Origin of the sequence: Streptomyces sp. NPDC048462, assembly GCF_043200175.1 — a bacterium.
GTDB lineage: Bacteria > Actinomycetota > Actinomycetes > Streptomycetales > Streptomycetaceae > Streptomyces.
Genome location: NZ_JBICXG010000008.1, coordinates 200,213 through 216,268, shown reverse-complemented (window position 1 = coordinate 216,268; position 16,056 = coordinate 200,213). Strand labels below are relative to the sequence as shown.

The 16,056-nt window shown below is 70.0% G+C and carries 17 protein-coding genes; 11 read left to right on the top strand and 6 right to left on the bottom strand.

Going from position 1 to position 16,056, the window contains the following annotated elements; translation table 11 throughout:
- Nucleotides 1-10: 10 nt before the first annotated feature.
- The 3 genes from ACGFU6_RS16705 to ACGFU6_RS16695 are packed head-to-tail and all read right to left on the bottom strand — an operon-like array spanning nucleotide 11 to nucleotide 2,051.
- Nucleotides 11-772, bottom strand: coding sequence for an AIM24 family protein (locus ACGFU6_RS16705; RefSeq protein WP_393611475.1), 762 nt, complete (start codon nucleotides 770-772; stop codon nucleotides 11-13).
- Complete coding sequence (locus ACGFU6_RS16700) at nucleotides 769-1,419, bottom strand: AIM24 family protein (protein ID WP_393611474.1); 651 nt, start codon at nucleotides 1,417-1,419, stop codon at nucleotides 769-771. Before ACGFU6_RS16700 ends, ACGFU6_RS16705 begins: the two co-directional genes overlap by 4 nt.
- Complete coding sequence (locus tag ACGFU6_RS16695) at nucleotides 1,419-2,051, bottom strand: AIM24 family protein (protein ID WP_393611586.1); 633 nt, start codon at nucleotides 2,049-2,051, stop codon at nucleotides 1,419-1,421. The genes ACGFU6_RS16700 and ACGFU6_RS16695 overlap by 1 nt, the downstream gene beginning before the upstream one ends.
- A gap of 177 nt (nucleotides 2,052-2,228) precedes the next feature.
- Here ACGFU6_RS16695 and ACGFU6_RS16690 point away from each other — a divergent pair, with 177 nt between their 5' ends.
- Complete coding sequence (locus tag ACGFU6_RS16690; protein ID WP_123523478.1) at nucleotides 2,229-2,579, top strand: DUF3817 domain-containing protein; 351 nt, start codon at nucleotides 2,229-2,231, stop codon at nucleotides 2,577-2,579.
- Complete coding sequence (locus ACGFU6_RS16685; RefSeq protein ID WP_393611473.1) at nucleotides 2,576-2,869, top strand: MTH1187 family thiamine-binding protein; 294 nt, start codon at nucleotides 2,576-2,578, stop codon at nucleotides 2,867-2,869. Before ACGFU6_RS16690 ends, ACGFU6_RS16685 begins: the two co-directional genes overlap by 4 nt.
- A gap of 35 nt (nucleotides 2,870-2,904) precedes the next feature.
- Here the strand turns inward: ACGFU6_RS16685 and ACGFU6_RS16680 are convergent, their stop codons facing one another.
- On the bottom strand, nucleotides 2,905-3,906 hold the full coding sequence (locus ACGFU6_RS16680) for a DUF5937 family protein (protein ID WP_393611472.1): 1,002 nt from the start codon (nucleotides 3,904-3,906) through the stop codon (nucleotides 2,905-2,907).
- A 73-nt stretch (nucleotides 3,907-3,979) separates the two neighbouring features.
- On the opposite strand from ACGFU6_RS16680, the gene ACGFU6_RS16675 reads away from it, so the two are divergent.
- From ACGFU6_RS16675 to ACGFU6_RS16655, 5 genes are all read left to right on the top strand, one after another.
- Complete coding sequence (locus ACGFU6_RS16675; protein ID WP_393611471.1) at nucleotides 3,980-5,410, top strand: MFS transporter; 1,431 nt, start codon at nucleotides 3,980-3,982, stop codon at nucleotides 5,408-5,410.
- Between the two features lie 10 nt (nucleotides 5,411-5,420).
- The gene (locus ACGFU6_RS16670; protein ID WP_073737055.1) at nucleotides 5,421-5,930 is read left to right on the top strand and encodes a MarR family winged helix-turn-helix transcriptional regulator; all 510 of its coding nucleotides are present in this window, start codon (nucleotides 5,421-5,423) and stop codon (nucleotides 5,928-5,930) included.
- Nucleotides 5,931-6,005: 75 nt separating this feature from the next.
- Entirely contained in the window at nucleotides 6,006-6,338 is a 333-nt protein-coding gene (locus tag ACGFU6_RS16665; protein ID WP_393611470.1) for a DUF3817 domain-containing protein, read from the top strand.
- Nucleotides 6,339-6,447: 109 nt separating this feature from the next.
- Nucleotides 6,448-8,148: a methylmalonyl-CoA mutase gene (locus ACGFU6_RS16660; RefSeq protein WP_393611468.1), complete on the top strand. Its 1,701-nt coding sequence runs from the start codon at nucleotides 6,448-6,450 to the stop codon at nucleotides 8,146-8,148.
- 101 nt (nucleotides 8,149-8,249) lie between these two features.
- Nucleotides 8,250-9,311: an alpha/beta fold hydrolase gene (locus tag ACGFU6_RS16655; RefSeq protein ID WP_393611467.1), complete on the top strand. Its 1,062-nt coding sequence runs from the start codon at nucleotides 8,250-8,252 to the stop codon at nucleotides 9,309-9,311.
- A gap of 11 nt (nucleotides 9,312-9,322) precedes the next feature.
- Here the strand turns inward: ACGFU6_RS16655 and ACGFU6_RS16650 are convergent, their stop codons facing one another.
- Entirely contained in the window at nucleotides 9,323-9,952 is a 630-nt protein-coding gene (locus tag ACGFU6_RS16650) for a TetR/AcrR family transcriptional regulator (protein WP_393611465.1), read from the bottom strand.
- Nucleotides 9,953-10,268: 316 nt separating this feature from the next.
- On the opposite strand from ACGFU6_RS16650, the gene ACGFU6_RS16645 reads away from it, so the two are divergent.
- The 4 genes from ACGFU6_RS16645 (at nucleotide 10,269) to ACGFU6_RS16630 (ending at nucleotide 14,473) form a co-directional block, all read left to right on the top strand.
- On the top strand, nucleotides 10,269-11,249 hold the full coding sequence (locus tag ACGFU6_RS16645) for a tetratricopeptide repeat protein (protein WP_393611464.1): 981 nt from the start codon (nucleotides 10,269-10,271) through the stop codon (nucleotides 11,247-11,249).
- Nucleotides 11,250-11,848: 599 nt separating this feature from the next.
- The gene (locus ACGFU6_RS16640; RefSeq protein ID WP_393611462.1) at nucleotides 11,849-12,481 is read left to right on the top strand and encodes a DUF6230 family protein; all 633 of its coding nucleotides are present in this window, start codon (nucleotides 11,849-11,851) and stop codon (nucleotides 12,479-12,481) included.
- A gap of 98 nt (nucleotides 12,482-12,579) precedes the next feature.
- Nucleotides 12,580-13,170: a DUF6114 domain-containing protein gene (locus ACGFU6_RS16635; protein WP_393611460.1), complete on the top strand. Its 591-nt coding sequence runs from the start codon at nucleotides 12,580-12,582 to the stop codon at nucleotides 13,168-13,170.
- Nucleotides 13,160-14,473, top strand: coding sequence for a hypothetical protein (locus ACGFU6_RS16630; RefSeq protein WP_393611458.1), 1,314 nt, complete (start codon nucleotides 13,160-13,162; stop codon nucleotides 14,471-14,473). The genes ACGFU6_RS16635 and ACGFU6_RS16630 overlap by 11 nt, the downstream gene beginning before the upstream one ends.
- Before the next feature lie 91 nt (nucleotides 14,474-14,564).
- Here ACGFU6_RS16630 and pyk read toward each other — a convergent pair whose 3' ends face one another.
- The gene (pyk, locus tag ACGFU6_RS16625; RefSeq protein ID WP_393611457.1) at nucleotides 14,565-15,995 is read right to left on the bottom strand and encodes a pyruvate kinase; all 1,431 of its coding nucleotides are present in this window, start codon (nucleotides 15,993-15,995) and stop codon (nucleotides 14,565-14,567) included.
- Nucleotides 15,996-16,056: the final 61 nt, after the last annotated feature.

Sequence of the window (16,056 nt, the reverse complement as noted above, 5' to 3'; positions counted from 1 at the left end):
AGACTACCGTTCACAACCCGAAGCGCCGTTGGAGGTCCCCCAGCTGGCCCGGGGTGCGGGGGTTGGACCCAGGTTGACCCCCGCCCGGAACACCCGCCTGCTGCGGCACCGCTCCCGTCGGCTGCTCGGCCATCAGCACCTCGGTGGACTGGAGCAGCACCGTACCCGCGCCGACGAACTCGAACTGGTGCTCCTCGCCCGAGGCGCCGCCGATCCCGGTGAACGCCCGCACCCCGCCCAGCACGCCCCGCATGTAGCCGTGGTCGTAGTGGTGGCACGGCGAGGGGCAGTCCGCCCAGCCCACCAGCGCCTGCGGGTCGACCCGCAGCGGCGGCTCCATGAAGACCACCGGACCGTTGGATGCGGCGACGAACTTCCCCGTGCCGATCAGGGTCAGGAACCCCGGCACGATCGACTGCTTCAGCGCCAGTGTCGGCTGGTAGGCCAGCAGGTTCCCGGACCGGATCGTCAGGTTCCCGTCCTCCAGATCGTAGGAGTTCACGTCGAAGGCCCGGTCCGCGAGCAGCATCTTCCCGCTGCCCTCGGCCACCACCCAGTCACTCGCGTGCAGCGGCGAGTGGAAGCTCGTACGGACCAGTCCCTCGAAGCGGCCGTGCCCGATGCCGTTGAACTCGATCCGCCCGTAGTAGGCGATCATCTTGCCCTTCTGCAGGAACCACTGGCTCCCCTTGAGCTCCACACAGAAGGTGTACGCGTTGACGTTGTCGTCCGTCGGCAGCGTCATCGGGTCGAAGACGACAGGCGTGCTCACAGCTTCTCCTCCGAGGCCTGGACGTACACCGCACCGTTGCCGCTGAGCTCCAGCTGGAACCCCTCGCCGGAGCCGCGCCCCACCATCTCGCGCCAGCCGAGCGCGGTGGACAGCTTGTTGCGCACGTCGCCGTGGTGGGCGACGTACGCCTGCGGGTCCACGTGCACCTCGCGGCCCGGCGTGATCGGCAGCTCGATCACCCCGCCGTGCGCCATCACCGCCACCGCGCCGTGCCCCTTCAGCGTCGTCGTGAACAGGCCCTGCCCGCTCACCTGGCCGCGCACCATGCCCATCACGCCGCCCTGCGAGCCCATGAACATCGTGCCCTGCTGGAGCGCGCCGTCGAAGGCGAGCAGCCGGTCGGCCTCCACGTAGAGGGTGTCCCCGGTCAGGTTGATCACCTGGATGTGGTGGCCGCCGTGACCGAACATCACCGTGCCGCTGCCCTCGACCGTCATCAGCGGCGTCGCCTCGTTCGCCATCCGGCGGCCGATCATCGACATCACCCCGCCCTGACCGCCCTGGATGTTCGGCGTGAAGGACACCTCGCCGCGGTAGGCCAGCATCGCGCCGCGCTGGCTGAACATCTTCTGGCCGGGGACGACCGTCGCCTCGACCATCTTCGAGTTGATCTCACGGAACGGCATCAGAGATCGCCCCCGATCGTGTTCCGCTCACTGGGCTGGACGTAGACGAGTCCCTCGCCCTCGAAGCGGATCTGGAAGGACTCGCCCGAGCCCTCGCCCATCAGCGTCCGGAAGTTCACCCCGGACTGGAAGTGCTGCTGGAGGTTGCCCTGGTGGGCGATGTAGGCGCCGGGGTCGACGAAGAGCGGGTACTGGGCGGAGACCCGCAGGGTCACGGCCGAGCCGTCCGACATGATCGCCGCCTGGCCCGTTCCCTCGACGGTGGTGGTGAACAGTCCGTTGCCCGTCCCGCCGCCGCGCAGCCCGGTGAAGGTGGTGCCGGTACGCAGACCGGCGTCGGTGCAGAGCAGGTTGCTCGCCTCGACGTGCAGCTTCTCGCCGCGCAGCGAGACCAGACTGATGTCACTGGCCCGGTCGGCGAAGTAGCAGGTTCCCTCGCCCTTCACCTCCATCACGGCCATCTGCTCGCCGGTCAGCCGGCGGGTCACCATGCCGCGCAGGCCCTCACCGCCGCCGGTCATCTTCTTGAACGCCATCCGGCCGTCGTACGCGACCATCGAGCCGTTCTTCGCCTTGACGGCGTCGCCGGTCAGGTCGACGGCGAGCGTCTTGCTGCCTTGGAGTCGGAACATTGCCACGGTGCGACGGTAGCCGCCGGAAATCCGGCCCGTCCCGCGAATGAGGACAAGGAGTGCCCGAAGGGCGCGAATCGGCCCCCGCCACAGGACCTGGTGGCGGCCGGTGCCACAATGGTCGCGCTTGTGCCTGCGTTCACAAGCTGTCACCGTCCTCCCACCGAAGGTGCCCCCGTGGACATCAAGACCGCTACCGCCCTGCACCGGCTGCGCCTCATCTCGATTCCCGAGGCGCTGTCCTTCCCCGCGCTGATCATCTTCGGCTCGGTGCTGAGCCGGGTCTCCGACATCGACTTCCTGATGATGCCGCTCGGCATGCTGCACGGCGTGCTCTTCGTGATCTACGTCGTCCTGCTGCTCGACGTCTGGAACAAGACCAAGTGGCCGCTCAAGCGCGTCGCGTTCTTCTTCCTGCTCTGCGTGCTGCCGTTCGGCGGGCTCTACGGCGACAAGGTGCTGAAGCGCTACGAGGCCGACGGCGTCATCGCGGCCCGCGCCCGCCGGGAAGGTACGGTCAGCGCATGATCGTTGCCTTTTCCGTCAGCCCGCTGGGGGTCGGTGAGGACGTCGGCGAGTACGTCGCCGACGCCGTCCGAGTCGTCCGCGAGTCCGGGCTGCCCAACCGCACGGACGCCATGTTCACCTCGATCGAGGGGGAGTGGGACGAGGTCATGGACGTCGTCAAGCGCGCCGTCGCCGCCGTCGAGGCGCGGGCCGGCCGGGTCTCCCTCGTGCTGAAGGCCGACATCCGCCCCGGCGTGACCGACGGGCTGACCGCCAAGGTCGAGACGGTCGAGCGCCACCTGGCCGGCTGACGCCCGAGGAGCGGCGCCCCTCGGGGCGCCCCTCATCACGGCGCGTGGGGCTGCGGCTGGGACACCGCCAGGGCGATCCCGAGCGGCGTCCGCTCGTACAGCACCTGGTGCCCGTACCTGCGCGAGGTCAGCAGCCCCGCGGACCGCAGCACCGACAGGTGCTCCGAGACGGAGGACGGCGCGAGGCCGAGCCGGTGGGCGAGCGCCGAGGTGCCGGCCGGTTCGTCGAGCGCGCACAGGACGTCGGCGCGGGCCCGGCCGAGCAGCCGGGCGAGGACGTCCGGGGTGCGGTCGCCCGGCTCCGTCCAGAGCCCGCCGATCCCGCGCGCCGGATAGATGACCGCGGGCAGCCAGGGCGCCTCGAAGCCGCCGACCACGTTCGGCCAGGCGAACACGCTCGGCATCAGCACCAGGCCCTGCCCGCCGAGCACCCGGGAGTGCCGGCCGGCCGTGCGGGCGATGGTCAGCGTCGAGTCCGCCCAGCTCAGCTGCGGGCTCAGCTCGCTCAGCAGCCGCTCGAAGCCGACCGCCGCGAGCCGCCGCGAGTGGTAGGCCACATCCGCCTCCAGCAGCGCCCGCAGCCGGGGCCAGTGCGGCTCGATCAGCGCCCGCCAGGCCAGCTCCAGCAGATCGGCCAGCTCCCGCACGGTCCGTGCCGGATCGGCCAGCATCGCCTGCCCGGCGGCGGAGTCCAGCGCCCCGGGCCGGTCGGACAGCGCCCACGCGATGTCCTCCCGCGCCAGCGCCGGATCGACCGCCCGCACGCCCGCGATCTCCTCCTCGAACGAGGTGAGCGGCCCCAGCGGCGGCGGGCAGAAGAAGTCCGGACTGTGACCGCGCTCGTTCATCAGCAGCCACAGCGGCCCGAGATCGAGCCCGGCGGCCGCGTGCCGGATCCGGCGCAGCCACGGCAGGTGATAGCCCTGCCGCTCCGGCCGGGCCAGCACCCGGACGGCGGCCTGGGTCTCCCCGATCGGGGACAGCGCGAACCGGCAGCGCAGCAGATCGCTCTCGTCGAAATGCAGATGGAACGGCATGCGCGGCCTCGGGAAGATTCGGGTGGGACCGAAAGTCTACGGACCGGGTGCCGTGGTCCAGCAGGCTGCGCCCATGCCGAGAGACACCGATCCGCCGGCGGGCGGCCACATACCCCGCGACCCGGAGCGCGCCGGTTCCCCTGACCCGAGCGAACCGGCCGCGCTCCGGGCCCCCGCGGCCCACGAAACCGTGCCCGGAACTGCCGGGCCGGCCCCCGCCGTTGCGGGACCCGGCACGGAACCCTCCCGGCCCTCCCGCGGCTACCGGGCCGTCTTCGCCGTCGTCGAGTTCCGCGCCGTCTTCGCCGCACATCTGCTCTCGCTGCTCGGCGTCGTGGTCAGCGAGCTCGCGCTGACCGTCCTCGTGTACGACCTCACCGGCTCACCGCTGCTCAGCGCCCTGACCTTCGCGCTCGGCATGCTGCCCTACCTCGTCGGCGGCACCCTCTTCGCGGGGATCGCCGACCGCTACCCCGCCCGCCGGGTCCTGGTCACCTGCGACCTGATCTGCGCGGCCTGCGTCGCCGTGATGGTGCTGCCGGGCACCCCCGTCGCCGGACTGCTCCTGCTGCGCTGCCTGGTGGCCGCCGTCTCGCCCGTCTTCACCGGGACCAGGATGGCCGCGCTCGCCGACATCCTCGGCGAGGACGACCTCTACGTACTGGGCCGCTCGCTGCTGCGGATCGTCTCGCAGAGCGCGCTGCTGGCCGGTTTCGGCGTGGGCGGGCTGCTGCTGGCGGTGGTCTCGCCGCGCGGTGCGATCACCATCACCGTCGCCACCTTCCTCGGCTCGGCCCTCCTGCTGCGCCTCGGCACCCGGGACCGGCCCGCCCGCAGCACCGGCAAGGGCGGCGCCACCCTGCTGGGGGAGTCGCTCACGGGCGCCCGGCTGGTCCTCGGGAACCGCCGGATCCGGGCTTTGCTGCTGCTCTTCTGGCTGCCCCCGGTGTTCGTCGTCGCCCCGGAGGCGCTGGCGGCGCCGTACGCCGACGAGATCGGTGCGGGCACCGTCGCGCTCGGGCTGCTGATGTGCGCCATGCCGGTCGGTCAGATCGCCGCCGAACTGTACGTGGGCGCGGCCCTGAGCCCGCGGGCCCGCTCCCTGATCGTGCTGCCGGCCGCGGCGGTGGGGCTGCTGCCCTTCCTGCTGTACGGGATCAGCCCCGGCCTCGTGGTGATCGCGGCCGCGCTGGTGGTGGCCGGTGCGGGCTCGGCGTACATCATCGGGCTCGACCAGTGGTTCGTCGAGGCCGTTCCGGAGGAACTGCGGGGCCGGGCCATGACCCTGCTCACCGCCGGGCTCATGACGCTCCAGGGCGTCGGCATGGCGCTGGCGGGCCTGGCCGCCGAGTTCTTCCCGGTGCACCAGGTGGTCGCCGGGGCCGGGGCCGTGGGCACCCTGTGCCTGCTGGTGCTCGTCGCGGAGGTCCGCAGAACCGCACCCGCTCACCGAATTCGGACCGAAGTTCGAGACGGGGCGGACCAGCATGTGACCAGTGGGTAAGGTCGATGCCGTGCCGAAGCCGCTCAGTCTCCCCTTCGATCCCATCGCCCGCGCCGACGAACACTGGCAGCAGCGCTGGGGTCCGGTGCCCTCCATGGGTGCGATCACCTCGATCATGCGCGCGCAGCAGATCCTGCTCGCGGAGGTCGACGCGGTGGTCAAACCGTATGGGCTGACCTTCGCACGGTACGAGGCGCTGGTCCTGCTGACCTTCTCCAAGGCCGGTGAGCTGCCGATGTCCAAGATCGGTGAGCGGCTGATGGTGCACCCCACCTCCGTCACGAACACCGTGGACCGGCTGGTGCGCTCCGGCCTGGTCGACAAGCGCCCCAATCCGAACGACGGCCGGGGCACGCTCGCCTCGATCACGGACAAGGGGCGCGAGGTCGTCGAGGCGGCCACCGAGGACCTGGTCGCGATGGAGTTCGGGCTCGGGGTGTACGACGCCGAGGAGTGCGGCGAGATCTTCGCGCTGCTGCGGCCGCTGCGGATCGCCGCACAGGACTTCGAGGAGATCTGAGCGGGCCGTGGAGGGCGGGGTTCCGCGCCCGGCCCGCTGCAAGATCGCCCAGGACGTCCGGTTAGGCTCGATGGCATGAAACGCAGCGTCCTGACCCGGTACCGGGTGATGGCTTACGTCACCGCCGTCATGTTGCTGGTGCTCTGCACCTGCATGATCTTCAAGTACGGCTTCGACACCGGCGAGGGCCTGACGCTCGTCGTCTCGCAGATCCACGGCGTGCTCTACATCATCTACCTGATCTTCGCCTTCGACCTCGGCTCCAAGGCGAAGTGGCCGATGGGCAAGCTGCTCTGGGTGCTGATCGCCGGCACGATCCCGACGGCCGCGTTCTTCGTCGAGCGCCAGGTCGTCCGCGACGTCGAGCCGCTGCTCACGGACGCCGCCCCGGTCCCCGCGAAGGCCTGACCGGAGCCCGGTCCCGGCCCCGGTCCGCATCTGGTCCGAACCGCCCCGCGCAAAGCGCCGGGCGGTTTGCCATCGACATTTACTAGGACGTCCTAGTAAATTTGTACGCATGGACGCTGACGCGATCGAGGAAGGCCGCCAACGCTGGCAGGCCCGTTACGACAAGGCCCGCAAGCGTGACGCGGACTTCACCACGCTCTCCGGGGATCCGGTCGAGCCCGCATACGGCCCCCGGCCCGGGGACGCGTACGAGGGCTTCGAGCGGATCGGCTGGCCCGGTGAGTACCCCTTCACCCGCGGGCTCCACCCGACCGGCTACCGGGGCCGCACCTGGACGATCCGCCAGTTCGCCGGCTTCGGCAACGCCGAGCAGACCAACGAGCGCTACAAGATGATCCTGGCCGCCGGCGGCGGCGGGCTCAGCGTCGCCTTCGACATGCCGACGCTGATGGGCCGCGACTCCGACGACCCCCGCGCGCTGGGCGAGGTCGGCCACTGCGGGGTGGCCATCGACTCCGCCGCCGACATGGAGGTCCTCTTCAAGGACATCCCGCTCGGTGACGTCACCACGTCGATGACGATCAGCGGCCCCGCCGTGCCCGTCTTCTGCATGTACCTGGTCGCCGCCGAGCGCCAGGGCGTCGACCCGGCCGTACTCAACGGCACGCTCCAGACGGACATCTTCAAGGAGTACATCGCGCAGAAGGAGTGGCTCTTCCAGCCCGAGCCCCATCTGCGTCTCATCGGCGACCTGATGGAGCACTGCGCCCGCGACATCCCCGCGTACAAGCCGCTCTCCGTCTCCGGCTACCACATCCGCGAGGCCGGGGCCACGGCCGCGCAGGAGCTGGCGTACACCCTGGCCGACGGCTTCGGATACGTGGAGCTCGGCCTCTCCCGCGGCCTGGAGGTCGACACCTTCGCACCCGGCCTCTCCTTCTTCTTCGACGCGCACCTCGACTTCTTCGAGGAGATCGCCAAGTTCCGCGCCGCCCGCCGGATCTGGGCCCGCTGGATGAAGGAGACGTACGGCGCGAAGACCGACAAGGCGCAGTGGCTCCGCTTCCACACCCAGACCGCCGGGGTCTCGCTCACCGCCCAGCAGCCCTACAACAACGTCGTACGGACCGCCGTCGAGGCGCTCTCCGCCGTCCTCGGCGGTACCAACTCCCTGCACACCAACGCCCTGGACGAGACCCTCGCGCTCCCCTCCGAGCAGGCCGCCGAGATCGCCCTGCGCACCCAGCAGGTGCTGATGGAGGAGACCGGCGTCGCCAACGTGGCGGACCCGCTGGGCGGTTCCTGGTACGTGGAGCAGCTCACCGACCGGATCGAGGCGGACGCCGAGAAGATCTTCGAGCAGATCAGGGAGCGCGGCACCCGGGCCCACCCGGACGGGCAGCACCCGATCGGCCCGATGACCTCCGGCATCCTGCGCGGCATCGAGGACGGCTGGTTCACCGGCGAGATCGCCGAATCCGCGTTCCAGTACCAGCGAGCCCTGGAGAAGGGCGACAAGCGGGTAGTCGGCGTCAACGTCCACCACGGCTCGGTGACCGGCGACCTGGAGATCCTGCGGGTCAGCCACGAGGTCGAGCGCGACCAGGTCAGCGAGCTCGCCGGCCGCAAGGACGGCCGCGACGACGCCCGGGTGGTCGCCGCGCTGGACGCGATGCTGGCCGCCGCCCGCGACGGTTCCAACATGATCGCCCCGATGCTCGACGCCGTACGGGCCGAGGCGACACTGGGTGAGATCTGCGGGGTGCTGCGCGAGGAATGGGGCACCTACACGGAACCGCCCGGTTTCTGACAGACAGTTGGTAGTTACAGGTGTCACCTCCAGGGGGCCGGGTAGGCGCAGCCGCGATACTCGTACCCCTCTGGAGGAACACAGTGAGACTGTCCGGGAGAATGACAGCGGCCGCGGGCGCCGCACTCGCCGTACTCGGAACGCTGCTGGTCAGCGGTTCGACGGCGGTCAGCGCCGCACCGGCGCCGAAGCCGAGGGTGCAGGACACCTTCGACTCGCTCGGCCCGGATGTGCAGGCCGCGAAGCTCTCCAGCGGCCGCACCGCGCACTACATCGACGAGGGGCGCCGGGGCGGCACCCCGGTCCTGTACATCGGCGGAACCGGAACCAGCGCGCGGGCCGCGCACATGACGGACTTCTTCCGGTCCACCCGGGAGTCGTTCGGCCTCCGGCTGATCTCCGTGGAGCGCAACGGCTTCGGTGACACGGAGTACGACCCGTCCCTCGGCAAGGCCGACTTCGCGAAGGACGCCCTCGAGGTCCTGGACCGGATCGGCGTCAGAGAGGTCTCGGTGATCGCGATCTCCGGCGGCGGACCCTACGCAGCCGAGCTCGCCGCCCGCGCCCCCGGCCGGATCAAGGCCCTCCACCTGGCCGCCGCGCTCCCGCCGTACGGCGAGAAGGCCGCCTACTGCGGTCTGAGCGACGACCAGCTCACCGACGCGGTCAAGGACTCGATAGCCGACCCGCGTTCCTGGTGGGCGTTCCCCGACGACAGCGCCGTCAAGTCCATCCCGGGCTTCGCCGACACCGCGTACGAAGAGGGCGCCCGCACGTACAACCAGCGCGGCCAGAAGTCCGATCCGGCGCCGCAGGTGCACGAGCAGCGGCTCTACTGCCAGCGCCCCGGGCCCGACCTGTCGAAGCTGAAGGCGCCCGTCTACCTGTACGGCGGCGACAAGGACACCACCGTGCCGACGGCCGCCGCCCTCGCCACCTGGCGCAAGGCGCTGCCCGTCACCCCGGTGGTCCGTACGTACGCCGACTCCGGCCATGACGTCCAGTACCGCCACTGGGACCAGATCCTGGTGGACCTGGCCGGACAGGGCGACCGCACCGTCGTCTGCCACAGCGACCGCACCAAGCTGATGGCGCCGAAGCAGGCGGACCGCCTGGTCGCCGCCGGCAAGGCCACGCTGGGCAGTTGCGCCTGGCAGAAGTAACCCCCGCCGCACTATCCGGCGGCGGCCGCGCCCAGCCCCGCCAGGAGCAGCAGGGTGAAGCGCCGGGCCCAGTCGGCATCGACGGGCTCGGCGCTCACCAGCGCCCGGTGCACCACGGCCCCGGCGATCACGTCGAAGATCAGGTCCGCCGTCAGGGCCGCCGTGACCTCGTCCTGCTCCTCCGGCAGCTCACCGCGTTCCTGGGCCCGTCGGCGGCCCTGGAGGACGAGACGCTTCTGCCGGTCCACGATCGAGTCACGGATCCGGGTCCGCAGCGCCTCGTCCCGGGTCGACTCCGCGACCACCGCCATCAGCGCGGTCTGGGTCTCCGGGCGCTCGAGGAGCGCGGCGAACTGCAGCACCACCGCCTGCACATCGGCGGACAGGCTGCCCAGATCGGGGAGTTCCAGCTCGTCGAAGAGGACCGCGACCGCGTCCACGACCAGTTCGTTCTTGCCCGCCCAGCGCCGGTACAGCGTCGTCTTGGCGACCCCGGCCCGCGTCGCCACATCACCCATCGTCAGCTTCGACCAGCCGAGATCGACCAGCGAGGCTCTGGTCGCCTCCAGGATCGCCTCATCGGCCGCGGCATTGCGCGGTCGTCCCGTTCGTGAGGGTTTGGGGTGGCTGTGGCTCAGCATGACGCGACCATACCCGCCAGTAGCTAAATCCGACCGGCCCCGTCGGCCGTGAGACAGATCACCGAGTGGTCCTGTTCAGCAGGGGGTGTGGCCAGTTACGCTACGGGTCGTAGCGTAAGGATGTCGGCTGGCCGGCGTCGCGCCACGGACGAACGACAGCCACAGGCACCGGGTGGGGACCGGGTGCCGAACCGGGTCTTTCAGGGGCCCTCGGGCCGTGTCTGTCCGCACACCTCGCACACCGGCGGGGGTCGCGGACGGGCGCGGTTCACGTATCGCTTTCCGGATCGGTGTGCCAAGGGGGGAGGATGTACGTATGCAGCCTAGGAACATGTCCATGAGCGGCGTCGTCGACCTCGCCGCGGTGAAGGCGGCCGGTGAGGCCAAGGTGAAGGCGGAGCAGGCCCGTGCCGAGACCGCCCGGCAGGGTGGCCCCGCCGCCGTACCCGCTTCTTCCCTTGTGTTCGATGTCGATGAGGCGGGCTTCGAGAGCGACGTACTGCAGCGCTCCGCCGAAGTCCCCGTCGTCATCGACTTCTGGGCCGAGTGGTGCGAGCCGTGCAAGCAGCTGGGACCGCTCCTGGAGCGGCTGGCCCAGCAGTACAACGGCCGCTTCGTGCTGGCCAAGGTCGATGTCGACGCCAACCAGATGCTGATGCAGCAGTTCGGGATCCAGGGCATCCCGGCGGTCTTCGCCGTCGTCGCCGGCCAGGCGCTTCCGCTCTTCCAGGGCGCGGCTCCCGAAGCCCAGATCCGGGAGACGCTGGACCAGCTGATCCAGGTCGGCGAGGAGCGGTTCGGGCTCACCGGCATCGTGGTCGACCAGGACGCGGCGGCTCCGGACGCGACCGCGCAGGAGCCCGCGCCGGTGCCCGCCGGGCCGTACGACGCCCTTCTGGAGGCGGCCGCGCAGGCGCTGGACGCCAATGACTTCGCCGGTGCCGTCCAGGCGTACAGGAACGTCCTCTCCGACGAGCCGGCCAACAGCGAGGCCAAGCTCGGCCTCGCCCAGGCCGAACTCCTGGCCCGGGTCCAGCAGACGGACCCGCAGCAGGTCCGCAAGGACGCCGCCGAGAACCCGGCCGATGTGCCGGCCCAGCTCGCCGCGGCCGACCTGGATCTGGTGGGCGGTCATGTCGAGGACGCGTTCGGCCGTCTCGTCGAGACGGTCCGCCGGACTTTCGGTGACGACCGGGACCGGGTCCGCGTGCGGCTGTTGGAGCTGTTCGAGGTGATCGGCCCCGACGACCCCCGGGTGGGCGCCGCGCGTACCGCGCTCGCACGCGTCTTGTTCTGATCTGACAACACGGCCGCGGCTCCTTCCGGGAGTCGCGGCCGTTTTCGCGTCAGGGCGATAAGAGAAGCCCACACTTTACCAAATCTTGATAAAAGCAACGGCTGTTACTCCGAGTAAATCACCCACTGGGATCTGTCCGGCTTCGGCCGTCAATGCCGTGATTCGTCTGCGGGCCCGGGGCAACCCTGTGTGGCCGCTCGGTGCCGCCCGGTCGTGACTGGGTTATCGCGCCGTTACCAGTGAGTAACGAACCCCCTTGTGTCACGGCCGCGAATGGACCACGATCGGCCACGCTCGGTCCAATAACGCCAGTCCGGCTGCCAGTCGGTGCGGCGGCTCTGTTGGGTCCCCACCGGGTGGGCCGGCGGCAGTGGCGCCGGCTCCGGACAGGGGGGTTCCTGCTGAACGGCAGGGCCTGTCCGAAGAGGTTGCGCGAACGCGTGGCCAGTGGTTGTCGCTCGGGGGTGATCGCCGGTGATTCGGGCGCGGTTCACGTCCCCGTTCGCGGGCGCTCTCCTTTCCGAGGACGTAGCACTTCTCCCATCCCAGGTCGGGCAGGATGCCAGGCCGGAGATGTACGTCCGAGAAGGAGGAAAAGTATGAGTTCCCAGGTTCGCGGTGGCACGAGATGGAAGCGTTTCGCTGTCGTCATGGTGCCGAGCGTCATAGCCACCGCCGCGGTGGGTGTCGGCCTGGCACAGGGCGCGCTCGCCGCTTCGTTCAGCGTGTCCGGCCAGGAGTTCAAGGTCAGCGCGGATCAGCTGGTCGGCCAGGACTTCGTCCAGTACGGCAGTGTGGCGACGGGCAAGGACCTCAAGGGCAAGGACATGGCCGCTCCGGTCGCCGTGTCCGGGTTCAGCGAGGCCACGATCACCAACATGTGCCAGTCGGTGGTCACCCCTGACCTGCCGTTCGGTCTCGGCAGTGTGACGCTGGAGCTGAAGGCGGGCACCGGCAAGGAAAAGGTCTACGCCAAGGACCTGTACCTCGATGTCTCTTCGCTGGGCGCGGACGCCGAGTTCACGAACATCGACATCGGCGTCGCCGCCGGTTCGCTGAAGAACCCGGGCATCCAGCCCGGAACCCAGGCCAACCCGTACGGGTTCTCGCAGCGGGCCGAGGTCGCCAAGCTGTCGAAGGTCAAGCAGCAGGCGTGGGCCACCACGGCCGGCACCTTCAAGCTTCCTGACCTGAAGCTGTCGCTCCACAAGGGTGTCAAGGAGTGCTACTAAGCACTCGCCCGGGTGGCCGGGGGCATGCGCGACATGCTCCCGGCCGCCCACCCTTCTCTTCTTCTCACGGCAGTACCGGTTCCAGGGAGCTGTTTTCCATGAGCCCCGAATCCACAGGGCAGAACGAGCACTACCTCCGCGTCTTCCGGCGACGCTTCCGCACCTGGCGGGGTAACCGGCCTTTCTGGGCGGGCCTGTTCACCATCCTTGGCGGTGTACCCATCGCGTACTTCCCGTACGCGAACATGCACCTCGGCAACATGACGCTGGCGATGTCCACCACCGCGGGCGCGGGATCCCTCATCATCGGGATCCTGCTGATCACGCTCGGTCTGACGATGTGGTTCCACCACATCGTCCGGGTGTTCGCGGGTGTCGCGGCGATCCTGCTCGCACTGATCTCGATCCCCGTCGCCAACATCGGCGGCTTCCTGATCGGCTTCCTGTTCTCCCTGCTCGGCGGCGCCCTCTCCCTCTCCTGGGCTCCCGGTGAGCCCGTGGCGGACGAGGCCGCGCCCGCCACGGGAGTTCCCGCAGCGGCGGCGCCGGACGGCCTCGCGTTCACGACGGACGAGCAGACCGCCGGTCACCCCGGGGGCGCGCTCCACGGGGCGGCCGTTCCCCAGCAGGAGCCGGCGAAGTACGACACGGCAGTTGAGGTCGACGGCGGGAGGCATCGTGCGGGGTGACGACAATCAGGCGGACACGGCGGGCGAGAGCGGGCTCCAGGAGCGAAGAGGGCCGCGTCACGCCGCCCCCAGGAAGTCGCTGCTGACCAAGCTCCACATGCCCGCGGGCAAGAAGGCGTTCGCGCTCGCCGCGATGCCGACCGCGGTGTTCGTCGGGATGGGGCTCACCCCGAAGCTGGCGATGGCCGATGACAGCGCGGACATCCCCTACGCGCCCGGCCCGTGCGTGACCCGCTCCGACGAGCCGAGCGAGTCGCCGTCGCCCTCCGCGTCGGAGACGAAGAAGCCGTCGCCGTCCGCCACGGCGAGCGACAAACCCACACCGGACAAGAGTGACGGGGCCACCACCCCGAAGCCCTCGGCCACCCCGTCCGCGAGCGCCTCGGGCGACACCGAGGCGGACTCCGCCAAGAAGGCCGCCGACACCCCGGCCGAGACGCCGAGCGCGACTCCTTCGCCCACCAAGTCGAAGAACCCGCTCGACCCGCTGGGCGTCGGTGACGCGCTCAAGGACCTCTTCGACGGACCGGACAAGGAGACGGCGAGCCCGTCCCCGAGTGCCACGACCGCGTCCCCGAAGCCTTCCGCGAGCGACACGGACAAGTCCTCCGGCACGGCGGCGGACAAGCCCGCCGACAAGCCCGTCGAGAAGGTCACCGAAGCGGCGAAGGACAAGGCCGACAAGACCGCCGACGCCATCCGCGAGGCGGCGGGCAAGGCCGGCAAGCCGGTCGAGGAGCTGGACGAGGACGTCAAGGGACTCGACCCCAAGAAGGACGAGGACATCCCGGACGGCGCCAAGCCCTCCTTCCCGTGCCCGACCGCCGACCCGAAGGCACTGGCCGCGGCCGATCTGGAGCAGGGCATCCCCCGCCTCCCGAACGACCCGTGGGTCCTGGAGAGTTCGCTGCTCACCCTGAGCGGACTCGACTACAAGGGCATAGTGGAGGTGCAGAAGGGCGACGGCTCCACGAAGAAGGTGCTGAAGTTCACCGCCTCCTCCATCGACATCAAGGACCTCCACCAGCTCACGGTCGGCCCGCAGTCGGGCACCACCGGCCATGTGACGTCGCGCAAGGGTTCCACCTCCACCATCCGCGACGGCGAGGTGACGATGTACACGGAGGAGCTGAAGGGCAACCTCTTCGGCCTCATCCCGATCACGTTCAGCCCCGAGACGCCGCCGCCGATCAACGTGCCGTTCGCCTTCTTCACCAACGTGAAGGTGACCCAGGCGGGCCAGTTCGGCGGGACGCTGACGGTGCCGGGCCTGCAGAACTACTTCACCAAGGGCACCGGCTGACCGGAGCCCGTCCGTGAGTCGTGGAAACGGCTGTGGGCCGCACCCCGAAGGGTGCGGCCCACAGCCGTTTCAGCTGTCCGTGCGGACCGGATCAGTCGCGGCCCTGGCCGCCCACGTGGTGCACGCGCACCATGTTGGTCGTGCCCGGGACGCCGGGGGGCGAGCCGGCCGTGATGACCATCGTGTCGCCGGTGTTGTAGCGGCCGAGCTTCAGCAACTCCGCGTCGACCAGGTCGACCATCGCGTCCGTGTTGTCCACGTGCGGGACGACATGGGCCTCGACGCCCCAGCTGAGGGCCAGCTGGCTGCGGGTGGCCTCGTCGGTGGTGAAGGCCAGGATGGGCTGGGCCGCGCGGTAGCGGGAGAGACGGCGGGCGGTGTCGCCGGACTGGGTGAAGGCCACCAGGGCGGCGCCGTTCAGGAAGTCCGCGATCTCGCAGGCCGCGCGGGCCACCGAACCGCCCTGGGTGCGCGGCTTCTTGCCCGGCACCAGCGGCTGGAGGCCCTTGGAGAGCAGCTCCTCCTCGGCGGCGACGACGATCTTCGACATCGTCTTGACCGTCTCGATCGGGTACGCGCCGACCGAGGACTCCGCGGAGAGCATGACCGCGTCCGCGCCGTCCAGGATCGCGTTCGCGACGTCGGACGCCTCGGCGCGGGTCGGGCGGGAGTTGGTGATCATCGACTCCATCATCTGGGTCGCGACGATCACCGGCTTGGCGTTGCGCCGGCAGAGCTCCACCAGGCGCTTCTGCACCATCGGGACCTTCTCCAGCGGGTACTCGACGGCGAGGTCGCCGCGGGCGACCATCACACCGTCGAACGCCGCGACGACGCCCTCCATGTTCTCGACGGCCTGCGGCTTCTCGACCTTGGCGATGACGGGGACCCGGCGGCCCTCCTCGTCCATGATCTTGTGGACGTCCTTGACGTCACCGGCGTCCCGGACGAAGGAGAGCGCGACCAGGTCGCAGCCCATCTTCAGGGCGAAGCGGAGGTCGTCGATGTCCTTCTCGGACAGGGCCGGGACGTTGACCGCCGCACCCGGCAGGTTGATCCCCTTGTGGTCGGAGATCACCCCGCCCTCGATGACGATGGTGTGGACCCGGGGGCCCTCCACGGAGACGACCTTCAGCTCGACGTTGCCGTCGTTGATCAGGATCGGGTCGCCCTTGGCGACGTCGCCGGGCAGGCCCTTGTAGGTGGTGCCGCAGATCGACTTGTCCCCGGGGACGTCCTCGGCGGTGATGACGAACTCGTCCCCGCGGACCAGTTCGACGGGGCCCTCGGCGAACTTCGCCAGGCGGATCTTCGGGCCCTGGAGGTCGGCGAGTACGCCGACCGCCCGGCCGGTCTCGGCGGCGGCCTTGCGGACCCGGTCGTAACGACCCTGGTGCTCCGCGTGGGAACCGTGACTGAAGTTGAATCGGGCCACGCTCATGCCGGCCTCGATCAGAGCGACGAGCTGCTCATGGGAGTCGACGGCGGGACCGAGGGTGCAGACGATTTTGGAACGGCGCATGAGGCGGATCCTATCGGTTTGTTTCGCTGCGGAATATTCCGGCTGGTGGAAGATACAAAGG